The sequence below is a fragment of the Flavobacterium taihuense genome (genome assembly GCF_019351435.1).
Lineage (GTDB): Bacteria > Bacteroidota > Bacteroidia > Flavobacteriales > Flavobacteriaceae > Flavobacterium > Flavobacterium taihuense.
On the sequence record NZ_JAHWYN010000003.1, the window covers coordinates 269171 to 285365 of the forward strand.

At 32.2% G+C, this 16195-nt stretch carries 13 protein-coding genes; 10 read left to right on the forward strand and 3 right to left on the reverse strand.

The genetic code is table 11. The features are described 5' to 3' along the window. Positions 1 to 9: 9 nt before the first annotated feature. The 7 genes from topA (at position 10) to KZH69_RS04675 (ending at position 9897) form a co-directional block, all read left to right on the forward strand. A complete protein-coding gene (gene topA / locus KZH69_RS04645; RefSeq protein ID WP_219316291.1) occupies positions 10 to 2529 on the forward strand; it encodes a type I DNA topoisomerase in 2520 nt (839 codons plus the stop codon). A 79-nt stretch (positions 2530 to 2608) separates the two neighbouring features. Then, positions 2609 to 3760, forward strand: a complete 1152-nt coding sequence (locus KZH69_RS04650; protein WP_219316292.1) for a formimidoylglutamase — start codon at positions 2609 to 2611, stop codon at positions 3758 to 3760. A 266-nt stretch (positions 3761 to 4026) separates the two neighbouring features. After that, positions 4027 to 5436: a T9SS ring complex lipoprotein PorK/GldK gene (gene porK, locus KZH69_RS04655; RefSeq protein WP_219316293.1), complete on the forward strand. Its 1410-nt coding sequence runs from the start codon at positions 4027 to 4029 to the stop codon at positions 5434 to 5436. A gap of 55 nt (positions 5437 to 5491) precedes the next feature. Continuing rightward, positions 5492 to 6121 (forward strand): type IX secretion system motor protein PorL/GldL, encoded by a 630-nt coding sequence (gene porL / locus KZH69_RS04660; RefSeq protein WP_219316294.1) that lies wholly within the window; start codon positions 5492 to 5494, stop codon positions 6119 to 6121. 52 nt (positions 6122 to 6173) lie between these two features. Continuing rightward, a complete protein-coding gene (porM, locus tag KZH69_RS04665) occupies positions 6174 to 7733 on the forward strand; it encodes a type IX secretion system motor protein PorM/GldM (protein ID WP_219316295.1) in 1560 nt (519 codons plus the stop codon). 49 nt (positions 7734 to 7782) lie between these two features. Beyond that, complete coding sequence (gene porN, locus KZH69_RS04670; protein WP_219316296.1) at positions 7783 to 8760, forward strand: type IX secretion system ring subunit PorN/GldN; 978 nt, start codon at positions 7783 to 7785, stop codon at positions 8758 to 8760. A 78-nt stretch (positions 8761 to 8838) separates the two neighbouring features. Beyond that, positions 8839 to 9897, forward strand: coding sequence for an NAD(P)/FAD-dependent oxidoreductase (locus tag KZH69_RS04675; protein WP_219316297.1), 1059 nt, complete (start codon positions 8839 to 8841; stop codon positions 9895 to 9897). Here KZH69_RS04675 and KZH69_RS04680 read toward each other — a convergent pair whose 3' ends face one another. Next, positions 9898 to 10278: a DUF983 domain-containing protein gene (locus tag KZH69_RS04680; RefSeq protein ID WP_219316298.1), complete on the reverse strand. Its 381-nt coding sequence runs from the start codon at positions 10276 to 10278 to the stop codon at positions 9898 to 9900. It lies immediately after the preceding gene. Positions 10279 to 10352: 74 nt separating this feature from the next. On the opposite strand from KZH69_RS04680, the gene KZH69_RS04685 reads away from it, so the two are divergent. Continuing rightward, on the forward strand, positions 10353 to 12260 hold the full coding sequence (locus KZH69_RS04685) for an ABC-F family ATP-binding cassette domain-containing protein (RefSeq protein WP_219316299.1): 1908 nt from the start codon (positions 10353 to 10355) through the stop codon (positions 12258 to 12260). Between the two features lie 157 nt (positions 12261 to 12417). Here the strand turns inward: KZH69_RS04685 and KZH69_RS04690 are convergent, their stop codons facing one another. Then, positions 12418 to 13569: a GNAT family N-acetyltransferase gene (locus tag KZH69_RS04690; RefSeq protein WP_219316300.1), complete on the reverse strand. Its 1152-nt coding sequence runs from the start codon at positions 13567 to 13569 to the stop codon at positions 12418 to 12420. A 92-nt stretch (positions 13570 to 13661) separates the two neighbouring features. Here KZH69_RS04690 and KZH69_RS04695 point away from each other — a divergent pair, with 92 nt between their 5' ends. Further along, on the forward strand, positions 13662 to 13940 hold the full coding sequence (locus KZH69_RS04695; protein WP_219316301.1) for a 4a-hydroxytetrahydrobiopterin dehydratase: 279 nt from the start codon (positions 13662 to 13664) through the stop codon (positions 13938 to 13940). Positions 13941 to 13996: 56 nt separating this feature from the next. Here the strand turns inward: KZH69_RS04695 and KZH69_RS04700 are convergent, their stop codons facing one another. Further along, positions 13997 to 14485 (reverse strand): DUF1761 domain-containing protein, encoded by a 489-nt coding sequence (locus tag KZH69_RS04700; protein WP_219316302.1) that lies wholly within the window; start codon positions 14483 to 14485, stop codon positions 13997 to 13999. 180 nt (positions 14486 to 14665) lie between these two features. Between KZH69_RS04700 and KZH69_RS04705 the strand changes: the two genes are divergently transcribed. Further along, complete coding sequence (locus tag KZH69_RS04705; RefSeq protein ID WP_219316303.1) at positions 14666 to 15520, forward strand: leucine-rich repeat domain-containing protein; 855 nt, start codon at positions 14666 to 14668, stop codon at positions 15518 to 15520. Positions 15521 to 16195 lie beyond the last annotated feature (675 nt).

A 16195-nucleotide genomic window follows, 5' to 3' on the forward strand; every position in this document is an offset into this window, starting at 1 on the left:
AAAAGCAAAATGGCAAAGAATTTAGTGATAGTTGAGTCACCTGCGAAGGCAAAAACAATCGAAAAATTTCTAGGAAGTGACTATCAGGTAGAGTCAAGTTATGGGCATATAGCCGATTTACCTTCTAAAGAAATTGGTGTCGATGTTGAAAACGGATTCAAACCCAAATATGAAGTTTCCGCAGATAAAAAAGCATTAGTATCTAAATTAAAGACGTTAGCCAAAAATGCTGATATGGTATGGTTAGCGAGTGATGAGGATCGCGAAGGTGAAGCTATTTCTTGGCATTTAGCTGAAGAGTTAAAGCTTAAAAAAGAAAAAACAAAACGTATTGTTTTTCATGAGATTACTAAAACCGCTATTTTAAAAGCCATTGAAAAACCTCGTGAAATTGATTATAATTTAGTAAATGCACAACAGGCGCGAAGAGTTTTAGACCGTTTGGTGGGTTATGAATTGTCACCGGTTCTTTGGAGAAAAGTTAAAGGAGGTTTGTCTGCCGGACGTGTACAATCGGTTTCTGTACGATTGATTGTGGAGAGGGAGCGTGAAATCCAAAACTTTACTGCAATGGCATCTTATTCTGTTGTAGCAGAGTTTACTAATGAAGCCGGAAAATCTTTCAAAGCGAAACTTCCAAAAAATTTCAACACCAAAAAAGAAGCCGAAGATTTTTTAAAACAAAATATAGGTTCTATATATAAGGTAGCGGATTTAGAAACTAAACCTACCAAAAAATCACCAACAGCTCCTTTTACGACTTCGACTTTGCAGCAAGAAGCGGCAAGAAAATTGTATTTGCCTGTTGGAATTACTATGCAGTTAGCGCAGCGTTTGTATGAAGCAGGGCTTATTACGTATATGAGAACTGACAGTGTGAATCTGTCAAAGGAGGCTATGGATGCTGCGCAGGCAGAAATTATCAAGTCTTATGGAAAGGAGTTTTCAAACCCAAGAACTTTTGCCAATAAAAGTAAAGGAGCACAAGAGGCTCACGAAGCGATTCGCCCTACCGATATGTCTCGTCATACCGTAGATATTGATAGAGATCAAGCCCGTTTGTATGATTTGATTTGGAAACGAACTTTGGCTTCTCAAATGAGTGATGCTAAATTAGAACGTACCAATGTAAAAATTGAAGCCAATAATCATGAAGAGTTATTTACTGCTTCGGGTGAGGTTTTGCTTTTTGAGGGATTTTTGAAAGTGTACCTTGAAGGACACGATGATGAAGAAGAAGAGCAAGAGGGATTGTTGCCTGCAATGAAAGTTAATGAAAAATTGCAAAACAATTATATTGCAGCTACCGAAAGATATTCAAGAGCGGCAGCAAGATATACTGAAGCTTCTTTGGTAAAAAAACTTGAGGAATTAGGAATAGGCCGTCCTTCTACTTATGCACCAACAATTTCTACTATTATCAACAGGAATTATGTAGAAAAAGGAAATCTTGAAGGTGTCGAACGAAATTATGCGCAATTGTCTTTGCAATCGGGTAAACTAGAAGAAAAGTTACTTAAAGAAAATACAGGTTCTGATAAAGGAAAATTAGTTCCTACAGACATTGGTACAATTGTTACTGATTTCTTGGTGAAGAACTTCGGGAATATTTTGGATTATAATTTCACGGCAAAAGTCGAACAGGATTTTGATGAAATTGCCGATGGAAATATGGAGTGGACAAAGATGATGAAGGAGTTTTATGATAAATTTCACCCAACGGTAAAAGATGTTGAAGCTAATGCTGATAGAGAAAGTGGAGAAAGAATATTAGGAATTGATCCAGAATCAGGCAAACCGGTTTCGGTTCGTCTGGGTAAATTTGGGCCAATGGCTCAAATTGGTGATGCCGAAGATGAAAATAAAAAGTTTGCGAGTCTAAGACACGAACAAAATATTGGTAATATCACTTTAGAGGAAGCCTTGAATTTATTTCTGCTTCCAAAAAATTTGGGTACATATAATGGAGAAGAAGTTGAAGTGAGTAATGGTCGTTATGGTCCTTATGTGCGACATGGAAGTGTGTTTATTTCTTTGCCAAGGGGAGAAGATCCGTTGGATGTGTCAATGGTGAGGGCTCAGGAATTAATTGATGAAAAAGCTATCGCTGATGCGCCAATTGCAGTTTATAAAGGCGAAGGTGTTCAAAAAGGGACTGGCCGTTTTGGTCCATTTATTAAATGGAATGGTATCTTTATAAATGTAAGTAAGAAGTATGATTTTGATAATTTATCTCAATCGGATGTAGAAGCTTTAATTGAGGATAAGTTACAAAAGAATATTGATAAAGTGCTGCACAATTGGGAAGATGAAGGGATACTGGTAGAGAAAGCCCGTTGGGGTCGTTCTGTTATTACAAAAGGGAAGATAAAAATTGAATTAAGTAAAGATGTTGATGCAGCAAAATTAACATTAGCAGAAGTTCAGGAAATGATTGCCAAAAAAACACCTGCAAAAAAAGTTGCCGCCAAAAAAGCAACTGCCGCTAAAAAGCCAGCGGTTAAAAAGGCGGTAGAAAAAAAGAAATAGAAAAAAAGAATTCAATAGTCTTAATATTTTCAAGAATTTATTGGAAACAAGTAAGCTATCAGGAAAAAGAAATTAAAAGATGGAGTTTGAATTTTTAGTGCCACTAGATAAAGAAATTCTAAATTATGTTTTAGGATTGTCTACTCAACATTTGGGAAGCAAAATTGTATTGCATACTGATGATTCAATCCCTGATTTGGAAAAAATTGACATTGCAATAATTGGTGTTCTTGAAAATAGAGAAGATAGCAAAGCAATGTCAGATGTTCATTTAAATGCGATTCGAAAAGAGTTGTACGGAATGTTTCCTGGTAATTGGAAAGCATCAATTGCTGATTTAGGAGATATTCTCGCTGGAAATTCAAAAGAAGATACTTTTTTCGCATTAAAAAAAATAGCTTCAAGTTTAATAAAGAAAAAAATCATACCAATAGTTATTGGAGGATCCCAAGATTTGACTTATGCTTTATATAGGGCTTACGACGATTTGGAGCAAATGGTGAATTTAGTTGCTATTGATAGTAAATTTGATTTTGGGAAAGAAAATGAAACAATTAGTACTAATTCTTTTTTAACAAAAATTATTATAGACGAACCTAATAATCTGTTTAATTTTTGTAATATTGGCTATCAAACTTATTACAATTCGCAGGAGGAGATAGATTTGATAGAGAAGTTGTTTTTCGATGCCTATCGTTTGGGGGAAGTTTCAAATAATATTTCAATTTCAGAACCTGTTTTTAGGGATGCTGATTTAGTAAGTATTGATTTAAATTCTGTAAAATCGTCAGATTCTGGTAATTTTATTGTATTTAATCCGAATGGTTTTAATGGTAAAGAAATCTGTTCATTGGCGAGATATGCAGGAATAAGTGATAAAGTAACTTCATTTGGAGTTTTTAATCATAATAATACTCAGCAAGAGGCAGTAATCATAGCGCAAATTTTTTGGTATTTTATAGAAGGGTATCATTACAGATCAAACGAATATCCTTTTGGTAGCAGAGAGAATTATTTAAAATATATTGTCCCACTAGAAGAAGAAGATTTAGTTTTTTATAAAAGTGATAAAACAGATAGATGGTGGATTGAGATACCTTTTATTTCAAACTTAAACAATAAATTGAAAAAACACACGTTATTACCGTGTTCATACGAGGAGTATTTGGCGGCTTGTAATCAAGAAATGCCTGAACGATGGTGGAAAGCTCAAAGGAAAAATGTTATATGAATTTTCGATTTTAAACTAGTTAGTGAATTTATAATAAAATTGTTAATTTAATGTGAATATTTGAAATAATTACGATATACTTACATTTTTTTAAAAATCATGTTTTTTATCGTTCTTTTTTAACGCTTTGGCGATAAATTATTTTTTTTTAAGAATTTTTAACATACATTTGACCAAAATAATTAGTGACTAGAAAAATATTTTTTTAGACAAAAAATATATAGGTTTGCATCCTGAATAATAATGAATAGATAACCCCAATTTTTATGAAGAATTTCATTGCATTTACGGCAATTTTAACAGTGTTGATTAGCTGTGGTAGATCAAGCGACAAAGGTGAGTTGGTTGGTGTAAAAGGAGCAAAATGGCATCCGGAAAAACCCTATGGAATGACGCTGGTTCCTGGTGGTGCATATATCATGGGTAAGTCTGATGATGATGTCGCAAATGTTGCTGACGCACCAACAAAAACAGTTACTGTTAGGTCATTTTATATGGACGAAACAGAAATTACAAATAGTGAATATCGTCAGTTTGTCGAATGGGTAAAAGATTCTACTATACGTTTCCGTTTGGCTATTTTAGCTGAAGAAAGTGGACAAGGTGCTGCTAGTGACGGAAAAGGAAAGGGAAAAAATACTGGTAGTATAGCGGATTATTCTTTTAATAATAATAATTCTGATCCAGAAAAGATGACTGCATATGATAAATATATGTATGATAATTATTATAGTATTGGTACAGATAAAGACCCTAATGCGTATAAGAGATTAAATAGGAAAGCTAAGTTGGTTAAGGATGTTAAAAAATATCCGGATGAATATTATGTTGAAGTAATGGATTCTATGTATTTGCCTTTGGAAGCTTCTTATAATGGTTTGAGAACTATGGATGTTAATAAGCTTAAATTTCGTTATACGTGGATGGATATTCAGGCTGCTGCTAAAGCCAAAGTAGGTAAAAGACAAGATTTTATTAGAACTGAAGAGGTGAAAGTTTATCCAGATACTACAGTTTGGATTAAGGATTTTGCCTATTCATATAATGAACCTATGCACAATGATTATTTTTGGCACAAGGCTTATGGAGAATATCCTGTAGTCGGTGTTACTTGGAGTCAGGCTAAAGCTTTTTGTGAATGGAGAACATTAAATAAAAATAGTTACCTCAAGTCTAAAAAGAATCATGTTGATAATGTAAATTCGTTTAGATTACCATCTGAAGCAGAATGGGAATATGCAGCTAGAGGTGGATTAGAATCCGCTACTTTTCCATGGGGAGGCCCTTATACAAAAAGTGATAGAGGATGTTTTTTAGCTAATTTTAAACCGAATAGAGGAGATTATGCTGCTGATCAGGCATTATATACTGTAGAAGCAAAATCTTATGAGACTAATGGATATAATTTGTATAATATGGCCGGTAACGTTTCAGAATGGACTGATTCTGCTTATGATGCGAATTCGTATGATTTTGTGTCTACTATGAATCCAGCTGTTATTGATAATTCAAATAAGCGAAAAGTTGTGAGAGGCGGTTCTTGGAAAGATGTTTCATACTTCCTTCAAGTAAGTACTCGTGCTTTTGAATACGCAGATTCGGCTAGAAGTTATATCGGTTTTAGAACAGTTCAAGATTACATGGGAACTCAAAGCACCGCTAATAGCAAAAAATAAAAATAAACCCAATTAAATAAATAACCTATAAATTAACTTTAAAATTTTTAAAAAAATGGCAATATTGAGCAAAAAAGCAATGAATTTTACCTATGGTATGGGAGCAGCAGTAGTAATTATTGGAGCGCTTTTTAAAATTCAACATTATCCTGGAGCAAGTGCATTATTAATAGTTGGTCTTTGTACTGAAGCTTTCATTTTTGCTCTTTCTGCGTTTGAACCTGTTGATCATGAATTAGACTGGTCATTAGTTTATCCAGAATTAGCCGGAGGAGAAAAAGCTGAGAAAAAAGAAGTTGTTTCCGATGATGCTGATGGTATGTTATCTTCTAAATTAGATGCAATGTTGAAAGAAGCAAAAATTGATGGTGAATTGATGAGTAGTTTAGGAAATAGCATTAGAAATTTCGAAGATGCTTCAAGAAATATTTCTCCTACTGTTGATTCAATCTCTGCTACTAAAAAATACAGTGAAGAATTGTCGATGGCGGCAGCTCAAATGGAGTCTTTGAATAGCTTATACAAAGTGCAATTAGAAAGTGCTTCAAGAAATGCTGAGGCTAATAAAGAAATTGCTGAAAATGCAAGTAAATTAAAAGAGCAAATGCAATCAATGACTGCAAATATTGCTTCTTTAAATAATGTGTATGGTGGTATGTTAACCGCAATGAGTAATAAAGGATAATTAGTTTTTTAACTATATATTATAATATTAAATAATAAACTAATTAGAAAAAATGGCAGGAGGAAAATTAACCCCTAGACAGAAGATGATTAACCTGATGTATCTGGTTTTTATCGCAATGTTAGCATTAAACATGTCCAAAGAAGTTTTATCAGCTTTTGGATTAATCAATGAAAGATTTGAAACAGCGAATAATTTAGCATTAACTTCTAATGAAGCTATTTTAGCAGATTTAGATATGAAGGCTCAAGATAAACCAGAGCAATACAAAGTCCCTAATGAGATTGGAAAAAAAGTTGCTCTTGCTTCTACTACTTTTTATAAATATATAGAATCTCTTAAACAAGGTTTTACTAAGGATATAGAAAGAGAAAAAGATGGTAAATTACCATACGAGACGATGGATAATTCATCAAAATTAGATGAATCATGGTTCAGTGGAGATGGATTGTCAGCTAAAGGTAAAGAGGTAGCGGCGGCAGTAGATTCTTATAAAGCTGCTGTTAAATCGGCATTAGGGAATGATCCAAAATTTAAGGATATTGTTTCTGAATTTAACACAAAGTTCAATACTGGAGATGTAGTAGATAAAGAAGGAGTAACTAAAAATAATTTAGATTATAATTTTAAACATTTTCCTTTGATTGCTTCAGTTGCTAAATTGACGGCAACGCAGAATGATGTTAATACAATCGAAAATCAAATTCTGAGTAGATTGACTGGTTCAACAGCTGTTGCAGCTGCATCTATGAAAAATTATACTGCAATTGTTATTCCTGAAAAATCTGCTTTTTTTGCGGGAGAGGCTGTAAAGGGAAAAATAGTTTTGGGACGTTTTGATAAAGCAACGGTTCCTACTAAAGTGGTAGTGAATGGAAGTAATTTAAATCTTGGCTCTGCTTTGCATGATGGTCAAGTTGATTTCAGTTTTGGTGCAGGTAATGTTGGTGAACACGACATTAATGGTAACTTTACTTTTATGGAAGATGGTAAGCCAGTAGCTATTCCAATTGTTGGAAATTATGTAGTGGTTCCAAAACCAAATTCAGCGACCATTTCTGCTGATAAAATGAATGTAGTTTATAGAGGTGTTATAAATCCTATGACTATATCTTTTGCTGGTATTTCTGCCGATAAAGTAAGTGCATCAGCTCCAGGTTTAAGTTCTGCTGGAAAGCCAGGTTCTTATAACATGAATCCAGGTCAAGGTTCTGAAGTGGTTATTAATGTAACTGGAACTTTACCTGATGGTTCTAAAGTATCTGATAAAAAATCATATAGAATAAAAGGTATTCCCCCTCCAGTTGGTGCTATCGGTGGAGAAATGGGAATTGTTAAAGGAGCTAAATCTCGTTTGGAAGTGTCACAAGTTTCTGCAAAGTTGCCTGATTTTGATTTCAACGTTCAATTAAATGTGGTTGGTTTTACATTAAAAGTTGCGGGTCAAGCTGCAGTAATTGTTTCTGGAGATAGAGTTAATGCTCAATGTAAAACAGCTTTGGCAAGAGCAACTAGAGGAGATCAAGTGACTATTTCAGATATTAAAACAAAATTAGTTGGTTCGGATATTATGCTTTCGAGAACTGCACCAGTAATTTACGAAATACAATAATATTTAAGTTGCATTTTAACCTACTTAAATAACTTAATAATTAATAAAGATGAAGACTAAAAATTTAGTAGTGATTATTGCATTTGTTGCAGGGAGTTTTTCTTCATTTGCACAATCTAATTTGCTTAACGCTAAAACACCAGAGCAAATAGGTGTAAAAACTAAATCTCAAGTGTCTCTTGATAATGATAAGCCTTTGGCTTATGGTTATGTAGATGATAGAGATATATTAATGGGCAAGACTACTTGGGAGATAGTTGATTTGAGCGAAAGATTTAATTTTCCTCTTTATTTTCCAATAGATTCTACTAATATCGGTAAAGATAGAAGGTCATTGTTTGATGTTTTGATAAAAGGTATTAAAACAAATAAAATAACTGAAGTGTATGCTGATGATTATTTTAATACCAAAAAAACTTTTAAAGATATGAGTAGTTCATTTACTTATATTGATACTACAAATGCTGGTAGAGAAGAAGTAAACGCCAATAGAGATTTATATTTCCCAAGAGAAACTGTTTCTTATAAAACTGTTAAAGGGAAAAAAGTTAAGGTTGTTGGTCCTGCTGCACCTGCTAGAGTTTTAGATCCTCAATTTATTGATAAAAAAGAACTTACAGCTCAGGATATAACTGGTTACAAATTAAAAGGATATTGGTATTTTGATAAACGTCAAAGTGAATTAAAGTATCGTTTATTAGGGATTTGTCCTATTGCTCCAGAAGCTAGGGAAGTTGGTAGTGATAATCCTGATTATATTGATTTGTTCTGGATTTTTTATCCTTCAATTCGAGATTATTTGCATGAGTATTTAGCTTTCAACGAGAAAAATTCCGCCATGCCGGTTTCTTTTGATAGAATTTTGGATTCACGACAATTTAGCGGTATTATTTACAAAGAAGAAAATGTATATGGCGATCGTTTGATAACAGAGTATGTAAATGAAAATGCTTTGAATCAGTTATTGGAATCGGATAGAATTAAAGATAAAATTCGTGATTTTGAACACGACATGTGGAATTACTAATTTTACAATTATTTACAATAAAAGCTCTTACTTTATTTAGGTAAGAGTTTTTTGTTTTTTTATATTTATTTCTTTTTTATGATTGATTATATAATTGTAGGGTCAGGTTTGGCCGGAATTTCATTCTCAGAGGTAGCGTTGTTACATGATAAAAAGATTCTAATATTTAATGATGATTCTCAAAATTCGTCAAAAATTGCTGGAGGACTGTATAATCCTGTTATTTTAAAGCGTTTTAGCGAAGTTTGGCAAGCTCAAGAGCAATTAGAAATAATGACTTCGTTCTACTCCAATATTGCTAATAAAATTGAAACTAAGTTTGATTTTAAGATTCCAATTTTAAGGAAGTTTTTTTCTATTGAGGAGCAAAATAATTGGTTTACTGCTTCAGATAAAAAAGCTTTGGCACCTTTTCTATCCACTTCTTTAATTTTTAAAACCTTTGAGGGTATTGAAGCTCCTTTTGGTTATGGGGAAGTTTTGCAAACCGGATATGTGGATACAGCATTGTTACTTTCCAAATATGAAGAGTTTCTTTTGTCTAAAGAACTTTTAAAAAAGGAGAGTTTTGATTATAATGCGTTGGATATTGAGGATGATGGGGTCTTGTATAAAGGTATAGATTCGAAACATATTGTCTTTGCAGAGGGATTTGGTTTGCATAAGAATCCTTTTTTTAAAGAATTACCTTTGGATGGTACAAAGGGAGAGCTGGTCATTATAAAGGCTCCTTTGTTAAATCTGGATGTTATCGTAAATACAAGCGTTTTTATTTTGCCTTTGGGAAACGATTTATTTAAAGTAGGAGCTACTTATAATTGGAAAGATAAAACTGATTTACTTACCGAAGAAGGGAAAATTGAATTAATTGAAAGAATTAAAGAGATTATCTCGTGTGATTTTGAGATTATTGAGCATTATGCAGGCGTTCGTCCGACTGTTAGAGACAGAAGACCATTAGTAGGAACACATGCGGTGCATAAAAGAGTTCATGTTTTGAATGGTTTAGGAACTCGTGGTGTTATGCTTGGTCCAGCAATGGCCAAAGCGCTTTTCGATCACATTGAAAATGGCACGGTGCTGGATAAGGAAATAGATATAAAAAGATTTGGCAATAGACAAGGAAAGAAATCTTAATTAAATTTTTGTTTTTGGGTCATAAGAAACAAACATATTAATATAAATGTTCCTGGACCATCTCAAAACTATTGGAAAAAACACTATTAATGTTGCAATAATGATAATAAAAGAGGTTTTAATACTTGCACTAAAAAAGAGATAAGAGATTATAAAAGCTGATATTCCGATAGCAACATTTAGTCCATAACTAACATACATCGCTCCGTAAAAAAAAGATGGTTCAATTTGATATTTAAGGCCGCAATGACTGCAATTTTCATTCATTTTGAGGACTGAACCTAAATGTAAAGGATTTTTGTCCACATACATACTCTCATTCATGCATTTTGGACAAGTTCCTGTTAAAATGCTATATAATTTGGATCCTTTTTTTAACATTTGCAAAAAAATTAGTTTTTCTATTTTTAGAAAGTACAAATTTACTAATTCATAAAGGAATAAAATAATAGTACATGCTTAATATACATAATTTATCGGTTTCGTTTGGTGGTTCATATTTGTTTGAGGAAGTGACTTTTCGATTGGGTGCGGGTGACCGAGTTGGTCTAGTGGGAAAGAATGGTGCTGGGAAATCGACAATGCTTAAAATACTAGCTAAAGATTTTGCTCCGGACTCTGGAGTTATTTCTCAAGAGAAGGAAATTCGAATGGGTTTTCTACGTCAGGATATTGATTTTGAAGTTGGAAGAACGGTTTTGGAAGAGGCCTATGAAGCTTTTACTGAGATTAAAATTGTTGAAAAAAAGTTAGCTGAAATTAATCACCTTTTGGTAACTCGTACCGATTATGAAAGTGAAGAATACAGTAAAATCATCGAGGACCTTTCTGATTATACCCATCGTTTCGAATTATTAGGAGGATATAATTATGTTGGTGATACTGAAAAAATTCTTTTGGGTTTAGGATTTAAGCGCGAAGTTTTTGACAATCAAACCGAAACTTTTTCCGGAGGCTGGAGAATGCGAATTGAATTGGCAAAACTATTATTGCAATCGAATGATGTTTTATTGTTGGATGAGCCTACCAACCACTTGGATATTGAAAGTATCATTTGGTTAGAAAGTTTTTTGCGTAATTATCCTGGTGTTGTTGTTATCGTTTCACATGATAAAATGTTTTTGGATAATGTAACCAATAGAACTATCGAGATTTCACTTGGTAAAGCTTATGATTTTAATAAGCCGTATTCGCAGTATCTTGAATTGCGCCATGAAATTCGTGAGAAACAATTGGCTACACAAAAAAATCAAGCTAAGAAAATTGAAGAAACTGAAAAATTAATTGAGAAATTTAGAGCCAAAGCGTCTAAAGCTTCTATGGCACAATCTCTAATCAAAAAGTTGGATAAAGTAGAGCGTATCGAAGTGGACGAAGATGATAATTCAGTGATGAATATTTCTTTCCCAGTTTCAAAAGAACCTGGCAGAGTTGTAATTGAAGCTGAAAATGTGACCAAAAGCTACGGTGATAAAACGATTCTTAAAGATATCAGTTTATTGGTGGAGCGGGGAAGTAAAATTGCTTTTGTTGGTCAAAATGGTCAAGGGAAATCGACATTTATTAAAGCGATAGTTGACGAATTTGAATACCAAGGTTCAATCAAATTAGGACATAATGTACAGTTGGGTTATTTTGCCCAAAACCAAGCTGAGTATCTGGATGGCGAAATTACCTTGTTGCAGACTATGGAAGATGCTGCAATGGATACGAACCGCATGAAAGTACGCGATATGCTAGGTTCTTTCTTGTTTCGTGGAGATGATGTCGAGAAAAAGGTAAAAGTCCTTTCTGGAGGCGAAAGAAACCGTTTAGCATTATGTAAATTGTTATTGCAACCCATTAATGTATTGTTGATGGATGAGCCTACAAATCACTTGGATATTAAATCTAAAAATGTTTTGAAAGCGGCTTTACAAAAATTTGGTGGAACCTTATTATTGGTTTCACACGATAGGGATTTCTTGCAAGGGATGTCTAATATTGTTTATGAATTCAAAGATCAAAGAATCAGAGAATATTTAGGGGATATCAATTATTTCTTGGAAGAACGCAACATGGAAAATATGCGTGAAGTGGAGAAAAAAGATGCATTGAAAGCTACTGTAGCGAAAGAAAGTAATAAAGCTTCCTATGAAGATCAGAAAAAAGGAAAGGCTTTGCAAAACAAGTTAAGTAAAGTGGAAAGTCAAATTAAGCAATTGGAAAAAGATATCCAGCATGATGACAAATTGTTGGCTTCCAATTATGATAAGCATATTGAAGACGCTTCATTCTTTATGGCCTATAATAAAAAGAAAGCGGAGTTGGATAAATTGTTGCTTGATTGGGAAATTGTACAAGAAGAAATTGATAATTTGTAGAAAATAGAGGTTAGAAAGTAGGTGTTCAAAAATCTAATTTGTTATCTGAGTTAAGCGAAAGTTTGTCGAATTTTGACAAGTTTTCGCTTTCTTTGCATCTAGCTCTAAGTTCTTTATTCTAAATTCTGAAAGCTTCTTTCTAAAATTTGCAAACTGATTACTCTTTAAAGGGGCTTCTTTCTTTCCATTCAATTTCGGGTTCCAGTAATGGGAATATTTTTGGCACGTGTTTGTTTATTTGAGAATTACTATGTTCCATAAAACCAAACATTTCCATTGGTTGTGCTCCAACAGAACTTTTAATCTCCAAGGCCGTTCTTGAAAAAATAATTTCCTTGAACCCTTTATTTATTGAATAGGCAATCATGTCGTAAAGCATGTTTAAATACAACATTTTGTCTCTTTGAATAGTATCGTCATAGCCTAGAAAATAGGTGTCTATTGTATTGCCGTTTTTGATTAAAGTGTTAAAGCCAACGAGTTTTCCATTTAAAAAATAACCGTAAAATAAAAATTTGTCTTTTAAAGTTTCTTTAAAAATTCTAAAATGGTTTTTGGTCAAAAAGAAAGTATTAAAAGGGGCGCTTTGCGCAACATGATGGTATAAATCATAAATAGTCTCTTCGTATTGGATAATTTCTTCCAGATTTAGTTTTCTTTTTTCTATTCCTTCTGATTTTTTTCGAGCTCTTTTGTATTGATCTCTGTATTTTTTTGTCAATGCATTAATGTAATCCTGTTCAGATTTCCATTCGTCTTTCATCTTAAAAACCATGTTGGGTTGAATACAGTATTTGTAGTTTTTTTTAAAAGAATCTACAGCAAAGTTTTCGATATCTTTTTGCGAATAGTCTTTAAAAGTGGTAATGTGTACTTTTTTACCCATCGATTTGAACTTGGATTTTAAATCAATAGTTGCTTTTTTTAAGGTTTTTATGCCTTCAATAGGTGATATTGCTTCCGAAAAAACATATGAATTTTGTCCTGTAAGCATATTGTTGCCTATCAGTAACACATGAGAAGCGAAATTTTTTAGAATAAACTTTCGGACTGAAGCTTTAACGCAGCGGTCTCTGTCTCCAAATGATTCCAATTTATTCAAATCTAAAAACTGTGATATGGCAATGCCTACTAAATTTTGGTTTTTAAAAATCCCAATATAATGGCAAGTCATGTTATTAGGAGCTGATTTTTCTAAAATTTCAAAATACTCTTTGGATAAGAAAATATTTTTGGAACCTAGGTCATTCCAATTTTCAGGGAGTTGGGCTTTGGTTTCGTAAATTTGATATGAAAGTATTGTTTTCAAATTGGGTAGGTATATTTTGTCAAATTTAGCCAATAAAGTTAATTTTATAAAGGATTGTTTTAATTTATCTAACTTTATAAAAACATTAAATTATGGAAACATATAATGAAGTAGCAGCACAGCCTTTTTTAGATAATTTGAAAGGCTGGTATTTTAAAGAGAATGCTATAGAAAAGGATTTTAAATTTAAGAATTTCACTCAAGCACTTGGTTTTATTGTTCAAGTTGGTGTGTTGGCCGAAAGAATGAATCATCATCCAGAATTGTTTAATGTTTATAGTAAAGTTAATATTCGTTTGAATACACACGATTCAGGTGGTGTGACCACTAAAGATTTTGAGTTAGCAAAACAAATTGAAGGTTTGTTTTAAAGAAAAAGCCTTATTCTTTGAGTTAGAATAAGGCTTAATGTGTTTTTTTCTTTAGCTTATAACCAGCGACAAACTAAAGATCCTATTATGGTTAAAGTAACCATCCAAAATCCTGAATGGATAAAAATATATTTCCATGATTTTCTTTCGAATAAACCATTTATTGCAATTATTGGAAACGCAAAAAACAAACCAGACATAAAGCCATGTAAGGCGCCATGTTTGTAAGTTCTAAAAGCAGTACCATAATCATTCATGAAAGCTTTAAAAGAAGGAAGAGCTTCGTTTATTTTTGCAAATCCTCCGACCATGCTCATGGCTCCAGTTTGATGTATTGTTAATGACATCTCAACAAAAACAATTAAAACAGAGAAAATGTAAGTTAAACCAAAGATTTTTAGCATATTTCCTTTGGCAAGTTCCTCCTGAGTAAGTCCAGTTTCTTTCATCCATATAGTACCAAAAACTTTTGGATGATACCAAATAAATCCAACTACTAATGTTGCTAATGCACTAACAAAAATTGCAATCCAATTCATTTCCATAATTAAGGTTTTTAAGGTTATAGTTCAAAAGTAATTAATTTTTTTGATATTAAGTGTGATATGTATTTTTTGTAGTTAAAATATTATAAAATATACAAATAAACGTATTTAATCGATAAATTTTGTTTTTAAGTGAATTTTTTCGTTACTTTCGTTAAGTAAAATGTAAAAATAGAGATTATGAAAAATATCGTTTCATTATTTATGGCTTTTGCCTTTTCGTTTTCGCTTTTGGCTAAAGTTCCTAATGCCGAAAAAAATATTTTGATAAAATTATATCAAAAAACGAATGGTAAGCAATGGAATGTAAAATGGGATCTGAATGCTCCAGTTGAAAGTTGGTATGGAGTAAAAATTCAAAATGATAATGTAATAGGTATTAATCTTTCGGATAACAATTTGGTCGGGACTTTACCTGCCGAAATAACAGATTTGAAGAATCTGGAAGAGCTGAATTTATTCAAAAATCAGATTACGGGAACCATGCCCGAAAAAATCGGGAAGCTAAAAAATTTAAAACAATTAAACCTCGCTTTTAATAAATTGTCGGGTACTATACCCAATTCCATTTGTGAGTTGTCACATTTAAAAAGTTTAATGCTTTTTATGAACAAGCTTTCGGGGGAGTTACCTCCTCAAATTGGGAATTTGAAAGAGTTAGAAGTTGTCTCTTTATTTAATAATGAATTGTCAGGTCAACTTCCGAATTCTTTGTATGATCTAAAAAACTTAAAAGAATTGATGTTAAGTAGTAATAAATTTTCAGGTCAAATCAGTTGGAATGTTGAAAATTTAAGATCACTAGAAAATTTAAGTTTGTTTGATAATAAAATGAATGGACAAATTCCGTACAACATTGCTAAGTTAGATAATTTAAAAAGTGTCAATTTAGCGTATAACTTTTTTTCTGGAGCAGTCTCCAAAGCTTTGGCTCAAAAAGAAGGTTTTAATCTTACCATGTTAAATGAATCTGGCATTGCATACCAATTAGAAGTGTCTAATAATGCAAAAGGAGTTTTGGCGGCAGATGAATAGTTATGTTTAGAATACTATATTTAGTTAAGGATAATGGGGGTTAGTTAATTGGTTGATACTATTTAATTTTTTAAGTTGATAAGCGCAATAATTCATTTTTTGAATTGTTGCGCTTTTTTTATGTTTTTTTAAATCAACACATTCATCGTTTTGAGCCTTCAATTTCTGAACAAATTTGTTATAATTTACTTTTTATAATTTGAATTTTATTATTTAAAGAAAAGTTTTGTGTGTCAGATAAAGTGGCTGTTTTAAAAAAAGACAATTTTTTTGTGACATTTTGGTAATTTTTAGTTTATGTAATTAATTGATTTGTATATTGTTAATTGTATTTTTTGTTTTCGTCATTATTCCGATTAACATTTTTTTAGTAAATAGTTGTCGTTTTTTTTGGCAGTTAATAATTTTAACTTACATTTGTCTATAGAAATAGTAGAGTTTAAAAAACTATATTAATACTTAAATATAAAATTTTGAAGACAATCAAAAACATCTTTTTTTTGATCATGCAAGGATCTTTATCATTCGAAACTCTTAGTCGAATGTGTTGTTGCTGTTAATGCTCTTCAATTTATACCATTTTACATTCTTCAAATGCTCAGTTAAAAAATAATTCATCTATCTAATATGGATTATTTGATAGTTTGATATATGTATTTTTCAAAACAATACCAA

What these genes read in the sequence shown, in the direction of transcription:
- topA (WP_219316291.1), top strand. Translation starts at nt 10, where the DNA reads ATGGCAAAGAATTTAGTGATAGTTGAGTCACCTGCGAAGGCAAAAACA.
- KZH69_RS04650 (WP_219316292.1), top strand. Translation starts at nt 2,609, where the DNA reads ATGGAGTTTGAATTTTTAGTGCCACTAGATAAAGAAATTCTAAATTAT.
- porK (WP_219316293.1), top strand. Translation starts at nt 4,027, where the DNA reads ATGAAGAATTTCATTGCATTTACGGCAATTTTAACAGTGTTGATTAGC.
- porL (WP_219316294.1), top strand. Translation starts at nt 5,492, where the DNA reads ATGGCAATATTGAGCAAAAAAGCAATGAATTTTACCTATGGTATGGGA.
- porM (WP_219316295.1), top strand. Translation starts at nt 6,174, where the DNA reads ATGGCAGGAGGAAAATTAACCCCTAGACAGAAGATGATTAACCTGATG.
- porN (WP_219316296.1), top strand. Translation starts at nt 7,783, where the DNA reads ATGAAGACTAAAAATTTAGTAGTGATTATTGCATTTGTTGCAGGGAGT.
- KZH69_RS04675 (WP_219316297.1), top strand. Translation starts at nt 8,839, where the DNA reads ATGATTGATTATATAATTGTAGGGTCAGGTTTGGCCGGAATTTCATTC.
- KZH69_RS04680 (WP_219316298.1), bottom strand. Translation starts at nt 10,278, where the DNA reads ATGTTAAAAAAAGGATCCAAATTATATAGCATTTTAACAGGAACTTGT.
- KZH69_RS04685 (WP_219316299.1), top strand. Translation starts at nt 10,353, where the DNA reads ATGCTTAATATACATAATTTATCGGTTTCGTTTGGTGGTTCATATTTG.
- KZH69_RS04695 (WP_219316301.1), top strand. Translation starts at nt 13,662, where the DNA reads ATGGAAACATATAATGAAGTAGCAGCACAGCCTTTTTTAGATAATTTG.
- KZH69_RS04700 (WP_219316302.1), bottom strand. Translation starts at nt 14,485, where the DNA reads ATGGAAATGAATTGGATTGCAATTTTTGTTAGTGCATTAGCAACATTA.
- KZH69_RS04705 (WP_219316303.1), top strand. Translation starts at nt 14,666, where the DNA reads ATGAAAAATATCGTTTCATTATTTATGGCTTTTGCCTTTTCGTTTTCG.